The following is a 14,237-nucleotide window of genomic DNA, read 5'->3' as shown; positions in this document are numbered from 1 at the left end:
CGGATCAGCGCGTCAGTGCGCCGGTGAGCGCGTCCACGTAGGCGATCGCCGACTTCGGGCCGCCGAACATCCAGATGCCGTCCGGGATCCGCTGCAGCTTGGCGGCCTTCACGAACGGAAGCTGCTTCCACACCGCGTTGCCCGCGAGGTCCTGCGTGAAGACGTCGGATTCGGCGGCGTTGGCCGCGTAGACGAAGGTCGTGGCCGGGTCGGTGATCTTGGTCAGGCCCTCGACGTCGGTGGGCGCGAGGCCGTAGACCTTGTCGCCCGCTTCGGTCCACTGGTTGGCGGCGCCGAGCTGGTCGGCGATGCTGCCGAGGAACGAGCCCTTCGTGTACATCCGGACGGTGACCGTGCCGGAGGTCGTGTAGCCGTCGGCCATGACGAACTTGGCCCCGGACTTGCCCGCGTCGGCCAGCTTCTTCTTGCCGTCGGCGACCTTGGCGTCGAATTCGCCGAGCAGCGCGCGGCCCTTCTCCTGCGTCCCGGTCGCCTCGGACAGCGTCGTCACGGTCTTGCGCAGGTAGCCGATCGGGTCGGCCGAATCGGAGCCGCGCAGCGTGAGCACCTTCGTCTGCTTGGAAAGCTGCGCGATGACGTTCTCCGGCAGGTCCGTGGTGGTGACCACGAGGTCCGGGTGCAGGGCGGCGATCGCGTCGAGGCTCGGCTCGCCCCGGGTGCCGACGTCCGGAGTGGACGCGGCGAGCGGCATCACCTTGTCGTAAGTGTTGTATCCCTTGACATCCGCCGCGCCGACCGGCTTCACGCCCAGCGCCAGCAGGTTCTCGGTGAGGCCCCATTCCAGCGACACGATCTTGGCCGCGGGCGCGGGCAGGTCGACCTTGCCGCGCTCGTCGGTCAGCTGCACCGGGCCGGACGGCTTCGCGGCGGCGGCTCCTGCCTGGTCGGCGGGGGCTTCGGTGGTGCCGCACGCGGCGAGCGCGAACGTGGCGAGCACGGCCGCGGCCGTGAGGAGCGACCGGCGGGCAGGCCGGGAGAACACACTGGACACGGGGGTTTTCCTTTGAACTAGAGGGACAGGTCAAGCTGAGCGGACCGGCCGCGGCCGGGAGGTGTGCCGTCCGACCGGGCGCGTGCGGACGTGCCCCTCGGCGTCGACGTGGACGTCGATGCGCAGGCCGTAGACGTCGCTGAGCGCTTCGGCGGTCAGCACGTCGGCCGGGCGGCCGGTGGCGCGGACGGCGCCCCGGCACAGCAGCACCACCTCGTCGGCGACGGCGGCGGCCTGGTCGAGGTCGTGCAGCACCACGCCGACCGCGACGCCGTGCTCGTCGGCGAGGTCGCGGACGAGGTCGAGCGTTTCGATCTGGTAGCGCAGGTCGAGGAAGGTGGTCGGCTCGTCGAGCAGGACGACGCCGGTGTCCTGGGCGAAGCAGGTGGCCAGCCAGACGCGCTGCAGCTCGCCGCCGGACAGCTCGTCGACCGGGCGCTCGGCCATGCCGTCCACGCCGGTGTGCCGCATGGCCCGCTCGACCAGTTCCGGTCCCTCGGGGTCGCCGGAGCCGAAGCGGCCGCGGTAGGGATGGCGGCCGTAGGACACGACGTCGCGCACGCGCACGCCGCCGGGCGTGGGGCGCGACTGGGTCAGCAGCGTGACGTGCCGGGCGAACTCCTTGGGGGACAACGCGAGCGCGTCCTGTCCGGCGAGCGTGACGTCGCCCGCGGCGAGCGGATGCAGCCGGGCCAGCGAACGGAGTAGCGTCGACTTGCCGGAACCGTTGGGGCCGACGAGGACGGTGACCGCGCCCGCGCGCAGGACGATCTCGGCGTCCTGGACCACTGGCTTTCCGCCGTAGCCGAGCGAGAGCCCGGTGCCGGCGAGCGCCGGTGCTTCCGGCCAGGAGTGACTCATGAAGGTTAGCCTAACCTGATCGAGTGAAATTCTGAAACCGCCCGCACCGGCGGTGTCGGACGTCACGGGCGCTTTGTACCGGGCGGGCCCGCCAGGATGTGAAACGCCTTTCCCGCGTGCCGTTGCCGCTCTAGCTTCTGATCGGGTCAGAGGTTTTCGGATTTCCGGGTGACGAGGGGAGCCGGTGCGTGGCCACGGGCGAACTCGCGACGACGACGCTGCCGGTCGGGGCAGGCTGGCTCGGGTCCCGCATCGGCGAGCGCACGGCGCGGGGCGTGGCCGGGACGGTGTCCGGCCTGATCCGCGACGGGGAGGTGCCGCCCGGCACGCGGCTGCCCACGGTGCGCGCGCTGGCCGCCGAGCTTTCGGTCAGCCCCACGACGATCGCCGAGGCGTGGTCGCAGCTGCGGGCCGCCGGGCTGATCGGCACCGGGCGCCGCCGCGGCACGATAGTGCTGGAACCTCCTTCGAGCCCGCCGCCGGAGCGCGCGTTTTCCGGCTGGCAGACGGTCGACCTGGAACACGGCCTGCCGGATCCGGGACTGCTGCCGCCGCTGGAGGACGCCGTCGCGGCGGGTGTCCACACGGAACGGTTCGGCGGCCCGGTCAAGAACTCGATCACCCCGCAACTGCGCGCCGCGGTGCGGCCGACGTGGCCGTTTGCCGCCGAAGCGTGGACGGTCGCGGCCGGCGGGCAGGACGGGATGCTGCTGGCCTGCCAGGCGGTCGCGCGTCCGGGCGACGTGATCGCGCTGGAAGCACCGACCGCGCCGTGGCTGCGCGAGCTGCTGCGCCGGTCGCGGATCCACGTGGTGCCGGTGCGCTGCGACGAGAACGGGCCGCTGCCGTCCTCGCTGGCGGCGGCGCTGGAACATCGCCCGGTCGCGTTCGTGTACCAGCCGCGCGCGCAGATCCCGCTCGGCCACGCGGTTCCGGCGGACCGGCTCGCGGAACTCGCCGAGGTACTGTCCGAAGAGGACATCGCGGTGATCGAGGACGACGATTTCGGTCCGCTGGCTTCAGCGCCGTCGTTGAGTCTCGGTGCGCACCTGCCCGGCCGGGTGCTGTTGGTGCGGTCTTATTGCGCGGCTTTCGGGCTGGAATTGCGCAGTTGCGTGATCGGCGGTTCGACGGCCCTGGTGGAGCGGGTGCGGCAGCAGCGCGGGCCCGGGTCGGTGTGGTCGAGCCGGATTCTCCAGGACGCGCAGGCGTTTCTGCTGACCGATCCGGGCAGCGGGGAATTGCTGAACCGGGCCCGGAACCGGTACGCGCACCGCCGGGCGGCGCTGACGGAAGCGTTGCGGGAACACGGGATTTCGGTGCGGGCGCGGGACGGGCTGACGTTGTGGGTGCCGGTTCCGGAGGAATCGCGGACGTTGATGACCCTGGCGGCGAACGGGGTGTCCGCCGGGTCGGGCACCCGGGCGGGCAATCCGGGGACGCCGCACATCCGGGTGGCGACCGGGCAGCTGCCGGACGATCCGGCGCTGGTGGCCGACCTGGCGCGGATGATCGCCCGTGCTTCGCGGCGGCCTTGATGTCTGTTTTGGACAATGCCGCGTGGGCTTCGTTGACCGGCCCGCATGCCGCGTTCGCGGAGCGGGTGGGGCAGGCGGTCCGGTACCCGGTCGACGTTTCTGTGTTCCTGGCGGTGCCCGACGAGCCGGACGAACGCGTGTGGGACGACATCGCCGCCCTCGCCGGGCCGGGGGCGGTGGTGCCGCTGCTGCCGCAGGCGGGGCCGCCACCGGCGGAGTGGGAGATTCTGGAGAAAATGGGCGGGGTCCAGCTGGTGGACGACGGGGTCGAGGCGGCGCACTGGCCCGAAGCGGTCCGGCTGACTCTCGATGACGTGCCGGAGATGCTGGATCTGGTCGCCCGCACGAAGCCTGGGCCGTTCCTGCCGCGGACGGTGCTGCTGGGCACGTATCTCGGCATCCGGCACGAGGGAGTGTTGGTCGCGATGGCGGGGGAGCGGCTGCATCCGCCGGGGTGGACGGAGATCAGCGCGGTGTGCACGGATCCGGCGTATCGGGACCGGGGGCTGGCCGGACGGCTGGTGCGCGCGGTGGCGGCGGGGATCCGGGAGCGCGGCGAGACGCCGTTCCTGCACGCGGCGGCAGGGAACGTGAACGCGATCCGGCGGTACGAGGGGATGGGGTTTCGGCTGCGGCGGCGGAATGCGTTCGGTCAGGTGCGCATTCCGCGTGACTGGCGGGCTGCGGCTTGAGGTGGGGGTCGTGAGTGGCTATGCCGGTTCTAACCGGGATTGCCACTCACGACCCCTCGCTCGGCCGAAGCGACCGCGGCCGGCTTTCGCCCTCGTGTCCGGCGCTGCTGTCGTGCGGCTCCGTCCTGAGACAGCAGGCTGTCCGGCCGTCGCGCCCCGCCCTGCGCCAGCGCATTGGTCCGGCGCTGGGAAGCGTCGCTGACCGGGTCGTGAGTGGCGATCCCGCTTCTAACCGGGATCGCCACTCACGACCCCGCTCCAGGCGTCGTGGCCGCAGCGGGCCTGGCGGCCAGTCGCAGGCCCGTCCGCGCGGGGTTGCGTCGCGCACCCCCTCGTGAGTGGTGGCGCCGGTTCTAACTGGCGCCACCACTCACGAGGCCCTTCAGGAATCGCTCAGCGGCAGGCCCGGCGGATTGACCTCCGCCTTCTTCACCGCTTCATTGTCCAACCCATACGCGGCCAGCCATTTGGCGTACTGGCCGTGCTGGATCAGGTAGTCGATCGCGGCTGCGACCGGCTTCACGAGGCCGTTGTCCTTTTTGGTCGTCGCGGCGATCAGGCCCTGCAGTTGCGCCCCGGCTCCCGAGTAGGTGCCCGCGCTGCGCGTCGGGTTCGGGGTTTTCGCGGTCTGGGCGGCGTGGTAGGCGATGCTCGGGTTGGGGGCGAAGTACGCGTCGATCCGGCCGGACGCCAGTGCCAGGTACGTGCTGTTCTTGTCGGCGAAATTGCGCACGTCGAGTTTCTTGCCCTCGGCGGTCAGTTTGCGCTGCCATTCCCGGAGGATTTTCTCCTGGTTGGTCCCGCTGTCGACGGCGACGGTTTTTCCGGCCAGCACCTCGTAATTCCCGGCGAAGGTCCACGCGTTCGCGCGGTTCGTCTCGAAACCGAGGTTGTCCTCGCGGTAGGCGGCGAAGTCGAAGCCCTGCTGTTTGCGCTGCTCGGTGACCGTGATGTTCGAGAATCCCGTGTCGAACTGGCCGCTTTGCAGCCGGACGAACAGGTTCTGCCAGGACGCGTTCTGCACGTCCGGTTCCAGCCCGAGCACGGCGGCGACGAGGCGGCCGAGGTCGGGTTCGGCTCCGGTGAGGGTGCGCTGGTCGGTGCCTACGTAGGACAACGGCGGGAATCCCGACGGCAGCGCGCCGACGCCGATCACCAGTTTGCCCCGGTCGAGCACCTTCTTCGGCAGCTGCGCGCGGATCTCGGCGACGGCGGGAACGGTCAGCGAAACCGGGTGCGCGTCCGCGGTGTTCGCGGCGACTTCCACGGTCTGTGAACCGTTCACACTCGTCGACGCCTGGGTGTTGCCGCCGCACGCGCCGGCGAGGAGCGCGACCGCGGCGAGGACGGGCAGGATCGTGCGGGGTTTCATGCGTTCTCCTGGGTTTCGAGGCGGGCGACCTTCCCGAGGAAGGCTCGGGTCCGGTCGTGGCGGGGACGGTCCAGGACGGCCGCGGGCGGGCCTTCTTCGACGACGCGGCCGGCATCGAGGAACACGACGTGGTCGGCGATCTCGCGGGCGAAGCCGATCTCGTGCGTGACCACGATCATCGTCGTGCCGGAGCGGGCCAGTTCGCGGATCACCGACAGGACCTCGCCGACCAGTTCCGGGTCGAGCGCGGACGTCGGTTCGTCCAGCAGGATCAGCCGTGGTTCGAGGGCGAGCGCTCTCGCGATGGCGACGCGTTGCTGCTGGCCGCCGGACAGTTGCCGTGGATACGCCCCGGCCTTGTCTGCGAGACCGACGCGGGCGAGCAGTTCCTTCGCGCGCGTCTCGGCTTCGGCGCGAGGCAGCCGTTGCGTGACGATCGGCGCTTCCACGATGTTGTCGAGGATCGTGAGATGCGGGAACAGGTTGAAATTCTGGAACACGAACCCGATCCGGGACCGTTGCCGCAGAATGGCGCGCTCGCTCAGTTCCTTGAACCGGTCTCCGTGCACCCGCACGCCGATCAGTTCGCCGTCGATGCTGACGTAGCCGCTGTCCAGGCGTTCCAGATGGTTGATCGTCCCTAACAAAGTCGATTTGCCGGAACCGGACGGTCCGAGAACGACGGTCACTTGCCCGGCGGGCGCGGTGAGATCGATGCCGTCGAGCACGCGGATTCCGTCGTATGCCTTGACCGCGCTGCGGACGTGCACGCTCACCGGGCCACCCCCAGCGCGCGAAACCGGGCGCGGAACCGCTGGAACGGCGTCGGCGGCACGGTGCGCAGCGCGCCGCGAGAGAAGAAACGTTCGACGTAATACTGGAGCACGGACAGGACGCTGGTGAGGATGATGTACCAGACGGTTCCGACGAGCAGCAGCGGAATGATCTGCCCGCTGTTGGTGCTGGCCTGGGTTTCCACCACGCCGAACAGCTCCAGCAGCGACGTGATGTAGACGACTGAAGTGCCTTTGAGCAGGCCGATCAGCTGGTTCGCGTAGGCGGGCACGATCGCGCGGGTGGCCTGCGGCAGGATGATCCGCCGGTACTGCCGGGAGCGCGGCAGCCCGAGCGCGGCCGCCGCTTCGAGCTGGCCCTGGTCCACCGAAAGCACGCCGGCCCGCACGATTTCCGCGGCGTAGGCGGCTTCGTTCAAGCTCAGGCCGAGCACCGCGACGACGAAGAAGCTCAGCACGTCGGTGGCGCTGAAACTCAGGAAGGACGGGCCGAACGGGATGCCGATGCTCAGCGTGCTGTACAGCGCGGTCACGTTGGCGAGGAACAGCAGCAGCACGATCAGCGGAATCGAGCGGAAGATCCACACATACGCCCACGAAACCGCTTGGAGCAGCGGGTTTTTCGACAGCCGCAGCAACGCGAGCACAATGCCGCCGACGAGCCCGAACACCGCGGCGAGGCCGGTCAGCTCAAGGGTGAGCAGCAGCCCGTCGAGGATCACCGGGCGGAAGAACCAATAGCCGAAGACATTCCACTGGAACACCGGATTGGTGATCAGCGCGTGCGCCAATTGGGCGAGCAGCACGAGCACGAGGGCCGCCGCGGCCCAGCGGCCGGGACGGCGCAGCGGGGCGACTTTCTTCGCGGCCAGCTCGCGCAACCGCGCTTCGCCGGGCGGTTCGGGACCTGCGGACGGCGACGGCACGGCGCGCAGCGTCGGCGGAGAACTCACAGTGGCTCCTGGGGATCGCGGAGAGGGCGATCGCCACTGTGACCCGCTGGGTTCCCGGCTGTCGAGCGTCCTCTGGGGACTCCCACATGGTGAGCGCGGTGGTACGGAAGGAGGTTTTGTACCGGCTTTGTTACTGACTGTCTACTGTGGACTAACGGAGCAGATGCCGGTCCAGGAACGGGTTCCGGAACTTCCCGGCCGGATCCAGTTCAGCCGCCAGTTCCCGGAACTGCCGCACCCCGTCGTGGTCCAGATCCAAAGCCGCGCCGTGGAACAGCTTTCCCCAATGGGCGCGGACGCCGAACGGGGCCAGTTTCTCTTCGACCAACGGCAGCACCGCTTCCACTTCCGGCTGCCGCTGCTGCCAGGTGAAATGCACGGCCACCTGATCGCCGCCGTATGCCGGGCTCAGCCAGTGTTCGTCGCCTGCGACAGTGCGGATTTCCGACACCACCAGCAGTGGCGCGATCCGGTCGCCGATGCCGCGCAATGCCTCGAAAGCCGCGGCGATGTGGGCGCGGGGGACGAAGTATTCGCTTTGCAATTCCGTTCCGACGCTGGGCGCGAATTCCAGGCGGAAATGCGGCAGCCGGTCGTACCACGGTCCGGGGACGCCGCCTTGCATCGTGGTGTTTTCCGCCGAAATGCCCGCTGCGTGGGCGGGATGCCGCGGGCCGTCGGCGGGGCGGGCGCCGAACAGCGAATCGGGGATCTCGGCCGGTACGCGGTTTTTGAGCAGGACTTGGTCGATCGCGGCGCGGGCCCAGTTCGTGAACAGGCTGACGCTGTAGCCCGCCGCTTGGATTTCGTCGAAGTGCTCCAGTGCGGCGGACCAGGGGAGGGTGTCGAAAACGTCTTGGCGCACCTCGAAAGTCGGCTCCAGGTCGAGGGTGAGCCGGGTCAGGACGCCGAGTGCGCCGACATTCACCACTACTCCGGGGAATTCGGCGTCGGCGCGGGAGAAAGTGCGCAGGGAGCCGTCGGCGGTGAGTAGTTCGACTGCGGACACTGCGGACGCCAGGCCGGGCAGTCGCTGGCCGGAGCCGTGGGTGCCGGTCGCGACGCTGCCGGCGACGGTGATGTGCGGGAGCGACGCCAGGTTGGCCAGGGCGTATCCGGCCTCGTGCACCTGTGCGACCACGTCGCCGTAGCGGGTCGCGCCGCCGATGGTCAGGGTTCCGGCGTTGATTTCCGGTGCGGTGCCGAGGGCGGTGAGATCGAGCTGGATGCCGTCCGGGCTGTCGGCGACGGTGTTGAAGCTGTGCCGGCTGCCGAGGGCTTTCACCCGGGCTGCGACCGCGACGAGGTCCTGCGCTTCGGAAAGGGTGCGCGGGGCGCGGATCTCGCGTGCGCGGTAAGTGAGATTGCCAGCCCAGTTTTCGATCACGAACGCCGAGCCTAACCGGCCCCGGCGCGGCAGACTGGGGACAGGCCGACCTAGGAGACCCGACATGCATTCCGCTGGACTCGTGCTGCACCCGCGCCGCGATTCGAAAGCCGCGGTCGACGCGGTGCTGGGCTGGGCCGCCGGGCGCGGGATCGAGATCCTCGGCATCGTGGACGAGATCGCGCGCGTGGACTGCTCGGCGACCGGCGTCCAGCCCGCTGAGCTGGGCAAACGGTCGGATCTGGTGGTCAGTCTCGGTGGCGACGGCACGATGCTGCGCGCGATGCGGCTCGCCGACGGGCAGCACGCGCCGGTGCTCGGCGTCAATCTCGGGAAGCTCGGTTTCCTCGCCGAGGTCGACGTGCCGGACCTGCCGCTCGCGCTGTCCGCGATCGACCGTGAAGAATTCACAGTCGAGCCCCGGCTGGCTGTGGACGCGCGGTTCGGCGGCCGGATCGAGACCGCGTTCAACGACGTCGCGGTGGTGCGCGTGCCCGGCGACGGGAGCGCCGTCGTCGCAGTGCAGGTGAACGGCGAACAGTTCGTCAGCTACGCCGCGGACGCCGTTGTGGTCGCGACGCCGACCGGCTCCACCGCGTACAGCTTCTCCGCGGGCGGGCCGATCACGAGCCCGGCGGTGGAAGCGCTGCTGGTCACGCCCGCCGCGCCGCATTCGGCGTACAGCCGCGGCGTCGTGCTGTCGGTGCAGGACACCGTGACGCTGGAGGTGCTGCCGTCGAGCGGGCGGCTCGCGGTGGAGGTCGACGGCCAGGTTGCCGGGTACGTCGGGCCGGGCGAAACGGTCGACCTGCACGCCCGGCCGGGCGCGGCCCGGGTGGTCCGGCTCGGCATGACGACGTTCTACCAGCGCGCCCGGCGCAAGCTGCGGCTCAGCGATTCGGCGGAGATCCCGCTGTCCTGAGCTGGCCGCGCGTTCGCCCGGTAATCGGGCGCTGACCTGCGGTGATCTCGTTCGGAGTGTGCCCGCTGTCACTTGTCGGTGACATTGCCGTGTCCTGTTCGTAATGTCGTGGCGGCTTTGCGGACCCGAACGAGGAGATGGTGGTGCGAGGTGTCCGGTAGACATCGGGACGGATCGAAATCGTGGCGGCTGCCGACCGCGGCCGGCGCGCTGGCCGTCGGCGCGCTGGCGGTGCCAGTGTGGCTGGCCGCCAGTTCGGTCGAACCGGAGCAGTTCCCGGCCGCCGCCGCCGAAATGCACGCGTTCAGCGCACCGCGGGCGTCGAGCACCGTTCCGTCCACCACCTCCACGCCGCCGACGTCTTCGAGTGCCGCGCCGACCACTTCTTCGAGTGCGCCGACTAGCAAAACGACCTCGCGCACTCCGGAAACCCCGGCGGCGAAAGCGTGTTCGTCCACTTTGGCCGGAACGCAGCCCGCGGTGGCTCAGGTGGGCAATCACGTCAAGGAGAAGTTCGGGGTGGATTCGGTCGGCGGGCGGGCCGGACGGTCCGGGGCGAGCGACCATCCGGCCGGTCTCGCGCTGGACTTCATGGTGGACACGAAGACCGGAAACGCTGTCGCCGCTTATGTTCTCGAGCACCAGGAGGACTTCGGCGTGAAGTACGTGATCTGGCAGCAGCGCTACAACGACGGCGGCGGCTGGTCGGCGATGGAGGACCGGGGCGGCGAGACCGCGAACCATTACGACCACGTCCACGTTTCGTTCGAGCGTGGCGCGAAGGTTTCGGTCACCTGCTGACACCCGACTTTCGGAGGTGGGCCGGATTCGTCCGGAAGAGCACACTGTGCGCTGCTAATCGGTCACCGTCTGCACGGCTGGCCTTCCCTTGCTGCGTGAGGAGCTTCGATGGCGGGCAAGTTCTCGATCCGGCTCACTCTCAGCCTCGTCGGAGCGCTGGCCGTTCTTGGCGGCGCCACGACCGCGACCGCCGCTGCCGCACCGGATGATCCGGTTTCGTGGCGCGTGCCTGCTACTCCCGCGCAAGCCGCGGATCTGGCCCGGGCCGGGTTCGACGTCGCGGAATCCGGGCCGGGCGTGGCGTACGTGGTCGGAAACCAGGCGGTGGCCCGGCAATTGCGCGATCGCGGGTACGCGCCGGAATTCTTCGACACTGTCTACAAAGGAGTGACGACGCGCGCCGCGGCGGACACGTACTACGGCGGCTACCGCACCGTTCCGGCGCACGAGGCGCATCTCGCGAAAGTGGCTGCGGCGCATCCGGATCTCGCGACCGAGTACACGATCGGCCAGTCGTGGCGCAAGACCCAGGGCAAGGGCGGCCACGACATCAACGCGATCTGCCTGACCAAGAAGCAGGACGGCGACTGCGTGCTGTCCACGGAATCGCCGAAGCCGAAATTCGTGCTGATGGCCCAGATCCACGCGCGGGAGATCGCGACCGGCGAACTCGCCTGGCGCTGGATCGACTACCTCGCCGACGGCTACGGCAAAGACGCCACCGCGACGTCCATTCTGGACTCCACCGAGGTGTGGGTGGTGCCGATCTCGAACCCGGACGGCGTCGACATCGTCGCCTCCGGCGGCAATTCGCCGAAACTGCAGCGCAAGAACGCGAACACCAGCAACGGAAATTGCGGCGGGACGCGAAGCGGCATCGACCTGAACCGCAATTCGACCTTCCGCTGGGGCGCGGATTCGAACTCGCCGTGCGCGGAGACCTACCAGGGGCCGAGTGCCGGTTCGGAACCGGAAGTCCAGGCGCTGGAAAAGCTTTTCCGCTCGGTCATCTCCGAACAGCGCGGCAGCGGCGACAACGACCCGGCTCCCGACACCGCGCGCGGCACGATGATCACGCTGCACAGCTACGGCAACGACATCATCGTCCCGTGGGGCTTCACCTCCGACCCCGCGCCGAACAACGCCGCGCTGCGCAAGCTCGGTGCGCGGTTCAGCGAGTCGAACGGGTATCTGGTCGGGACCAACACGGAAACCGTGGGCTACTCCACCAGCGGGACCACGGACGATTTCACCTACGGCGCGCTGGGGGCCGCGAGCTTCACGTTCGAGGTCGGCGGGCAGAGCGGCACCTGCGGCGGGTTCCTGCCCCGGTATTCGTGCGTGGACAGCACGTTCTGGCCGAAGAACAAGGGCGCGCTGATCACCGCGGCGAAGTCGGCGGCGGCTCCGTACCTGCAGTGAGCGGGGGCTGACCCCGCGGTCTCCCGCCTGCCGACCGTCGGTTCGAGTGTCCGTGAGGGGAACCCTGAGGGACTCTGAGTCTCTCAGGGTTCCCCTCACGGACGACAATCCTGATGCCGGGACTTAAGCCGGGTGGCTCAGCATGCTGACCGTCCATAAAGGACGCCAACCTCAGCGAAATGCCCGATTAATGTCAGGGTGCCCGTTTCTTCAAGTCCGTGAAGGGCACCTTGAGGGAATCTGATTCCCTCAAGGTGCCCTTCACGGACGACGCACCGAGCGCCCGCCGCCCGCGTCGGCCCCGGTGCGAGCCAATCCGGTCCGTCAGCCGTTTCGGCCTGGGCGGACACTCCTCGGCTGTGCCCATAGCGCCGCCTTGAGTCCCTGACGTTGGACGGCAATCTCGCCGAGGCGGGCTCAGGGGCGTGCTGCCCCTGGGTCCGCCGTCGCGTTGTTCGTGGTCGAACGGCTGCTCGCTGAGTGCTCCGGGTGGTGTTCAGGTCACCGTCGGGTAACTCGGTGGGCGACCTATCTCACCCGGCTCGCCACAAGAACGTCGCTTCAGCGGCTATGCGATATGTACGTACATCCCGTAGAGTAGTTCGGTAGCAGAACTAATCGAACGGGAGGCGGCAGTGACGATCGGCCTGGAGCGGGCTCGGCCGGCGGCGGTGCGGGATCATCCGAAGGCCGGGTGGTTCGCGGTCGGCGCGGTGTGTTTCGGGGCGTTCATGGGGCAGCTCGACGCCAGCATCGTCACGCTCACCTTTCCCGCGCTGCAGCGCGAATACGGGGCTCCGCTGGCCGCCGTCGAATGGGTGTCGCTGGCGTATCTGCTCGCGCTGGTCGGGTTGCTGGCCGCGGTCGGGCGGGTGGCCGACGCGGTGGGGCGGAAGCTCACCTACGTGCAGGGGTTCGGCGTGTTCACCGTCGCGTCGGTCGCGTGCGGGCTCGCGCCGACGCTCGGCTGGCTGGTGGCGTTCCGCGTGGTGCAGGCGATCGGGGCGGCGATGCTGCAGGCCAACAGCGTCGCGCTGGTGGTGCGCAGCGTGCGCGAGGACCGGATGCGCTCCGCGCTCGGGGTGCAGGCGGCGGCGCAGGCGCTGGGGCTCGCGCTCGGGCCCGCGGTGGGCGGGCTGCTGGTCGACACCGCGGGCTGGCGGTGGGTTTTCCTGGTCAACGCGCCGGTCGGGCTGGCCGGGCTGATCGCCGGGCGGTACCTGCTGCCGCGCACTCGCGAGCGCACGCCGCTCGGCCGCTTCGACGGGGCAGGCGTCGCGTTGCTGGCGACCTCGTCGACCGCGTTGCTGCTGGTGATCTCCGGGGTGTCCGGGCTGGAGATGCCGGGGTGGCTGGTGCTCGCGCTGGCCGCGGCGGCGGTCGGCGCGGCGATCGGGTTCGTGCTGCGGGAAAAGGCGGCGAGCAGCCCGCTGCTGCGGCTGTCGGTGCTGCGGCCGCCGGTGGTGTCGCTCGGGCTGGCCGGCGCGCTGTGCGGATACCTTGTGCTATTCGGGCCGCTGACGTTGCTGCCGCAGGTGCTCGGCGCGGCGGGCGGGACCGGGCTCGTGCTGACCTGCCTGCCCGCCGGGTTCGCGGTGGCGGCGGTGCTGGCCGACCGGGCGCTGCCGGCGCGGCTGGGCACTCGCGGGCGCACGGTGCTGGGCGCGCTCGTCGCGGCGGCCGGATGCGCGGGGCTGGGGCCGGCGTCCGCTCCGTGGGAGGTGGGCGTGTCGCTGGTGGTGGCCGGGCTCGGTCTGGGAGTGTTCATTCCAGCCAACAATTCGGCTGTCATGAGCGCGATCCCGGCGCGGATGTCGGCCACCGGAGGAGGACTGGTGAACATGGCGCGCGGACTGGGGACGGCGCTCGGCGTGGCGCTGGTGACGCTGTGCCTGCACACCGGCGGGGAGACGGCCGCGCTCGCGGTGCTCGCGGGGGCGGGCGTCCTGGCCGCGGCGACCGGGCTGGCGGCACGGCCGGAGCCGGTACGGTGACCGCGCCGGAACCCGCGCTCGCCGACGTCGTCGCCCGGCTGCGGCGGGCCATGCGGCGGGCCGCGCGCACGGCCGACCCGGACAACACGTTGTCGGTCGCGCAGCTGGAATTGCTGTCCTGCCTCTTCGAGAATCCTGGCGCGCGGCCGAGCCGGATCGCGCAATTGCTGAAGCTCGCGCCGAACTCGGTCACCACGATGGTGACCGGGCTGCGCGCACGGGACCTGGTCACCCGCACCAGCGGCGGCGACGACCGGCGGACGGTCGCGCTCGAACTCACCGACACCGGCCGCGCCGCGGTCGAGCGGTGGCAGGGGCACAACGCCGCGATCCTGGCCGCCGCGCTGGACGGGGTGCATCCGGCGTGGCGGCATCTGATCGCGGCCGCGGTGCCCGCGCTGAACGAGCTGGTCGGGGCGATCGACGCGCTGGCGGAGTCGGGGCAGTCGCACTGAACCGGCGGGTCGGGGCGAAAGTCCGTGAGGGGAA

14 protein-coding genes are annotated in these 14,237 nt (G+C 70.1%); 7 read left to right on the top strand and 7 right to left on the bottom strand.

Going from position 1 to position 14,237, the window contains the following annotated elements:
- Positions 1–4 precede the first annotated feature (4 nt).
- Complete coding sequence (locus ACFSVL_RS37950) at positions 5–1,012, bottom strand: ABC transporter substrate-binding protein (protein ID WP_378311551.1); 1,008 nt, start codon at positions 1,010–1,012, stop codon at positions 5–7.
- A 30-nt stretch (positions 1,013–1,042) separates the two neighbouring features.
- Positions 1,043–1,873, bottom strand: a complete 831-nt coding sequence (locus tag ACFSVL_RS37945; protein ID WP_378311549.1) for an ABC transporter ATP-binding protein — start codon at positions 1,871–1,873, stop codon at positions 1,043–1,045.
- A gap of 188 nt (positions 1,874–2,061) precedes the next feature.
- Between ACFSVL_RS37945 and ACFSVL_RS37940 the strand changes: the two genes are divergently transcribed.
- Positions 2,062–3,411: an aminotransferase class I/II-fold pyridoxal phosphate-dependent enzyme gene (locus ACFSVL_RS37940; RefSeq protein WP_378311547.1), complete on the top strand. Its 1,350-nt coding sequence runs from the start codon at positions 2,062–2,064 to the stop codon at positions 3,409–3,411.
- Positions 3,408–4,103, top strand: a complete 696-nt coding sequence (locus tag ACFSVL_RS37935) for a GNAT family N-acetyltransferase (protein WP_449224403.1) — start codon at positions 3,408–3,410, stop codon at positions 4,101–4,103. The genes ACFSVL_RS37940 and ACFSVL_RS37935 overlap by 4 nt, the downstream gene beginning before the upstream one ends.
- 382 nt (positions 4,104–4,485) lie before the next feature.
- Here the strand turns inward: ACFSVL_RS37935 and ACFSVL_RS37930 are convergent, their stop codons facing one another.
- The 4 genes from ACFSVL_RS37930 to ACFSVL_RS37915 form a co-directional block, all read right to left on the bottom strand.
- A complete protein-coding gene (locus ACFSVL_RS37930; protein ID WP_378311543.1) occupies positions 4,486–5,475 on the bottom strand; it encodes a transporter substrate-binding domain-containing protein in 990 nt (329 codons plus the stop codon).
- Positions 5,472–6,251, bottom strand: a complete 780-nt coding sequence (locus ACFSVL_RS37925; protein ID WP_378311542.1) for an amino acid ABC transporter ATP-binding protein — start codon at positions 6,249–6,251, stop codon at positions 5,472–5,474. Before ACFSVL_RS37925 ends, ACFSVL_RS37930 begins: the two co-directional genes overlap by 4 nt.
- Positions 6,248–7,222, bottom strand: coding sequence for an amino acid ABC transporter permease (locus ACFSVL_RS37920; protein ID WP_378311540.1), 975 nt, complete (start codon positions 7,220–7,222; stop codon positions 6,248–6,250). The genes ACFSVL_RS37925 and ACFSVL_RS37920 overlap by 4 nt, the downstream gene beginning before the upstream one ends.
- Before the next feature lie 151 nt (positions 7,223–7,373).
- Entirely contained in the window at positions 7,374–8,609 is a 1,236-nt protein-coding gene (locus ACFSVL_RS37915; protein WP_378311538.1) for an FAD-binding protein, read from the bottom strand.
- 64 nt (positions 8,610–8,673) lie between these two features.
- Between ACFSVL_RS37915 and ACFSVL_RS37910 the strand changes: the two genes are divergently transcribed.
- On the top strand, positions 8,674–9,531 hold the full coding sequence (locus tag ACFSVL_RS37910; protein ID WP_378311537.1) for an NAD(+)/NADH kinase: 858 nt from the start codon (positions 8,674–8,676) through the stop codon (positions 9,529–9,531).
- 68 nt (positions 9,532–9,599) lie between these two features.
- Here the strand turns inward: ACFSVL_RS37910 and ACFSVL_RS37905 are convergent, their stop codons facing one another.
- Positions 9,600–9,989 (bottom strand): hypothetical protein, encoded by a 390-nt coding sequence (locus tag ACFSVL_RS37905; protein ID WP_378311536.1) that lies wholly within the window; start codon positions 9,987–9,989, stop codon positions 9,600–9,602.
- Between the two features lie 31 nt (positions 9,990–10,020).
- Here ACFSVL_RS37905 and ACFSVL_RS37900 point away from each other — a divergent pair, with 31 nt between their 5' ends.
- From ACFSVL_RS37900 to ACFSVL_RS37885, 4 genes are all read left to right on the top strand, one after another.
- A complete protein-coding gene (locus ACFSVL_RS37900; RefSeq protein ID WP_378311534.1) occupies positions 10,021–10,332 on the top strand; it encodes a hypothetical protein in 312 nt (103 codons plus the stop codon).
- Positions 10,333–10,440: 108 nt separating this feature from the next.
- Positions 10,441–11,754 (top strand): M14 family zinc carboxypeptidase, encoded by a 1,314-nt coding sequence (locus ACFSVL_RS37895; protein ID WP_378311533.1) that lies wholly within the window; start codon positions 10,441–10,443, stop codon positions 11,752–11,754.
- 635 nt (positions 11,755–12,389) lie between these two features.
- Entirely contained in the window at positions 12,390–13,748 is a 1,359-nt protein-coding gene (locus ACFSVL_RS37890; RefSeq protein WP_378311532.1) for an MFS transporter, read from the top strand.
- A complete protein-coding gene (locus ACFSVL_RS37885) occupies positions 13,745–14,203 on the top strand; it encodes a MarR family winged helix-turn-helix transcriptional regulator (protein WP_378311530.1) in 459 nt (152 codons plus the stop codon). Before ACFSVL_RS37890 ends, ACFSVL_RS37885 begins: the two co-directional genes overlap by 4 nt.
- The last annotated feature ends 34 nt before the right edge of the window (positions 14,204–14,237 follow it).

The organism is Amycolatopsis silviterrae, from assembly GCF_042684085.1.
Taxonomy (GTDB): domain Bacteria; phylum Actinomycetota; class Actinomycetes; order Mycobacteriales; family Pseudonocardiaceae; genus Amycolatopsis; species Amycolatopsis silviterrae.
Note: the sequence above shows the minus strand (reverse complement) of the source record. Positions and strands in the feature narration are given on the sequence as shown.

Coding starts and splice junctions, on each gene's coding strand:
- ACFSVL_RS37930 (WP_378311543.1), bottom strand. CDS start 5,475: ATGAAACCCCGCACGATCCTGCCCGTCCTCGCCGCGGTCGCGCTCCTC.
- ACFSVL_RS37910 (WP_378311537.1), top strand. CDS start 8,674: ATGCATTCCGCTGGACTCGTGCTGCACCCGCGCCGCGATTCGAAAGCC.
- ACFSVL_RS37895 (WP_378311533.1), top strand. CDS start 10,441: ATGGCGGGCAAGTTCTCGATCCGGCTCACTCTCAGCCTCGTCGGAGCG.
- ACFSVL_RS37945 (WP_378311549.1), bottom strand. CDS start 1,873: ATGAGTCACTCCTGGCCGGAAGCACCGGCGCTCGCCGGCACCGGGCTC.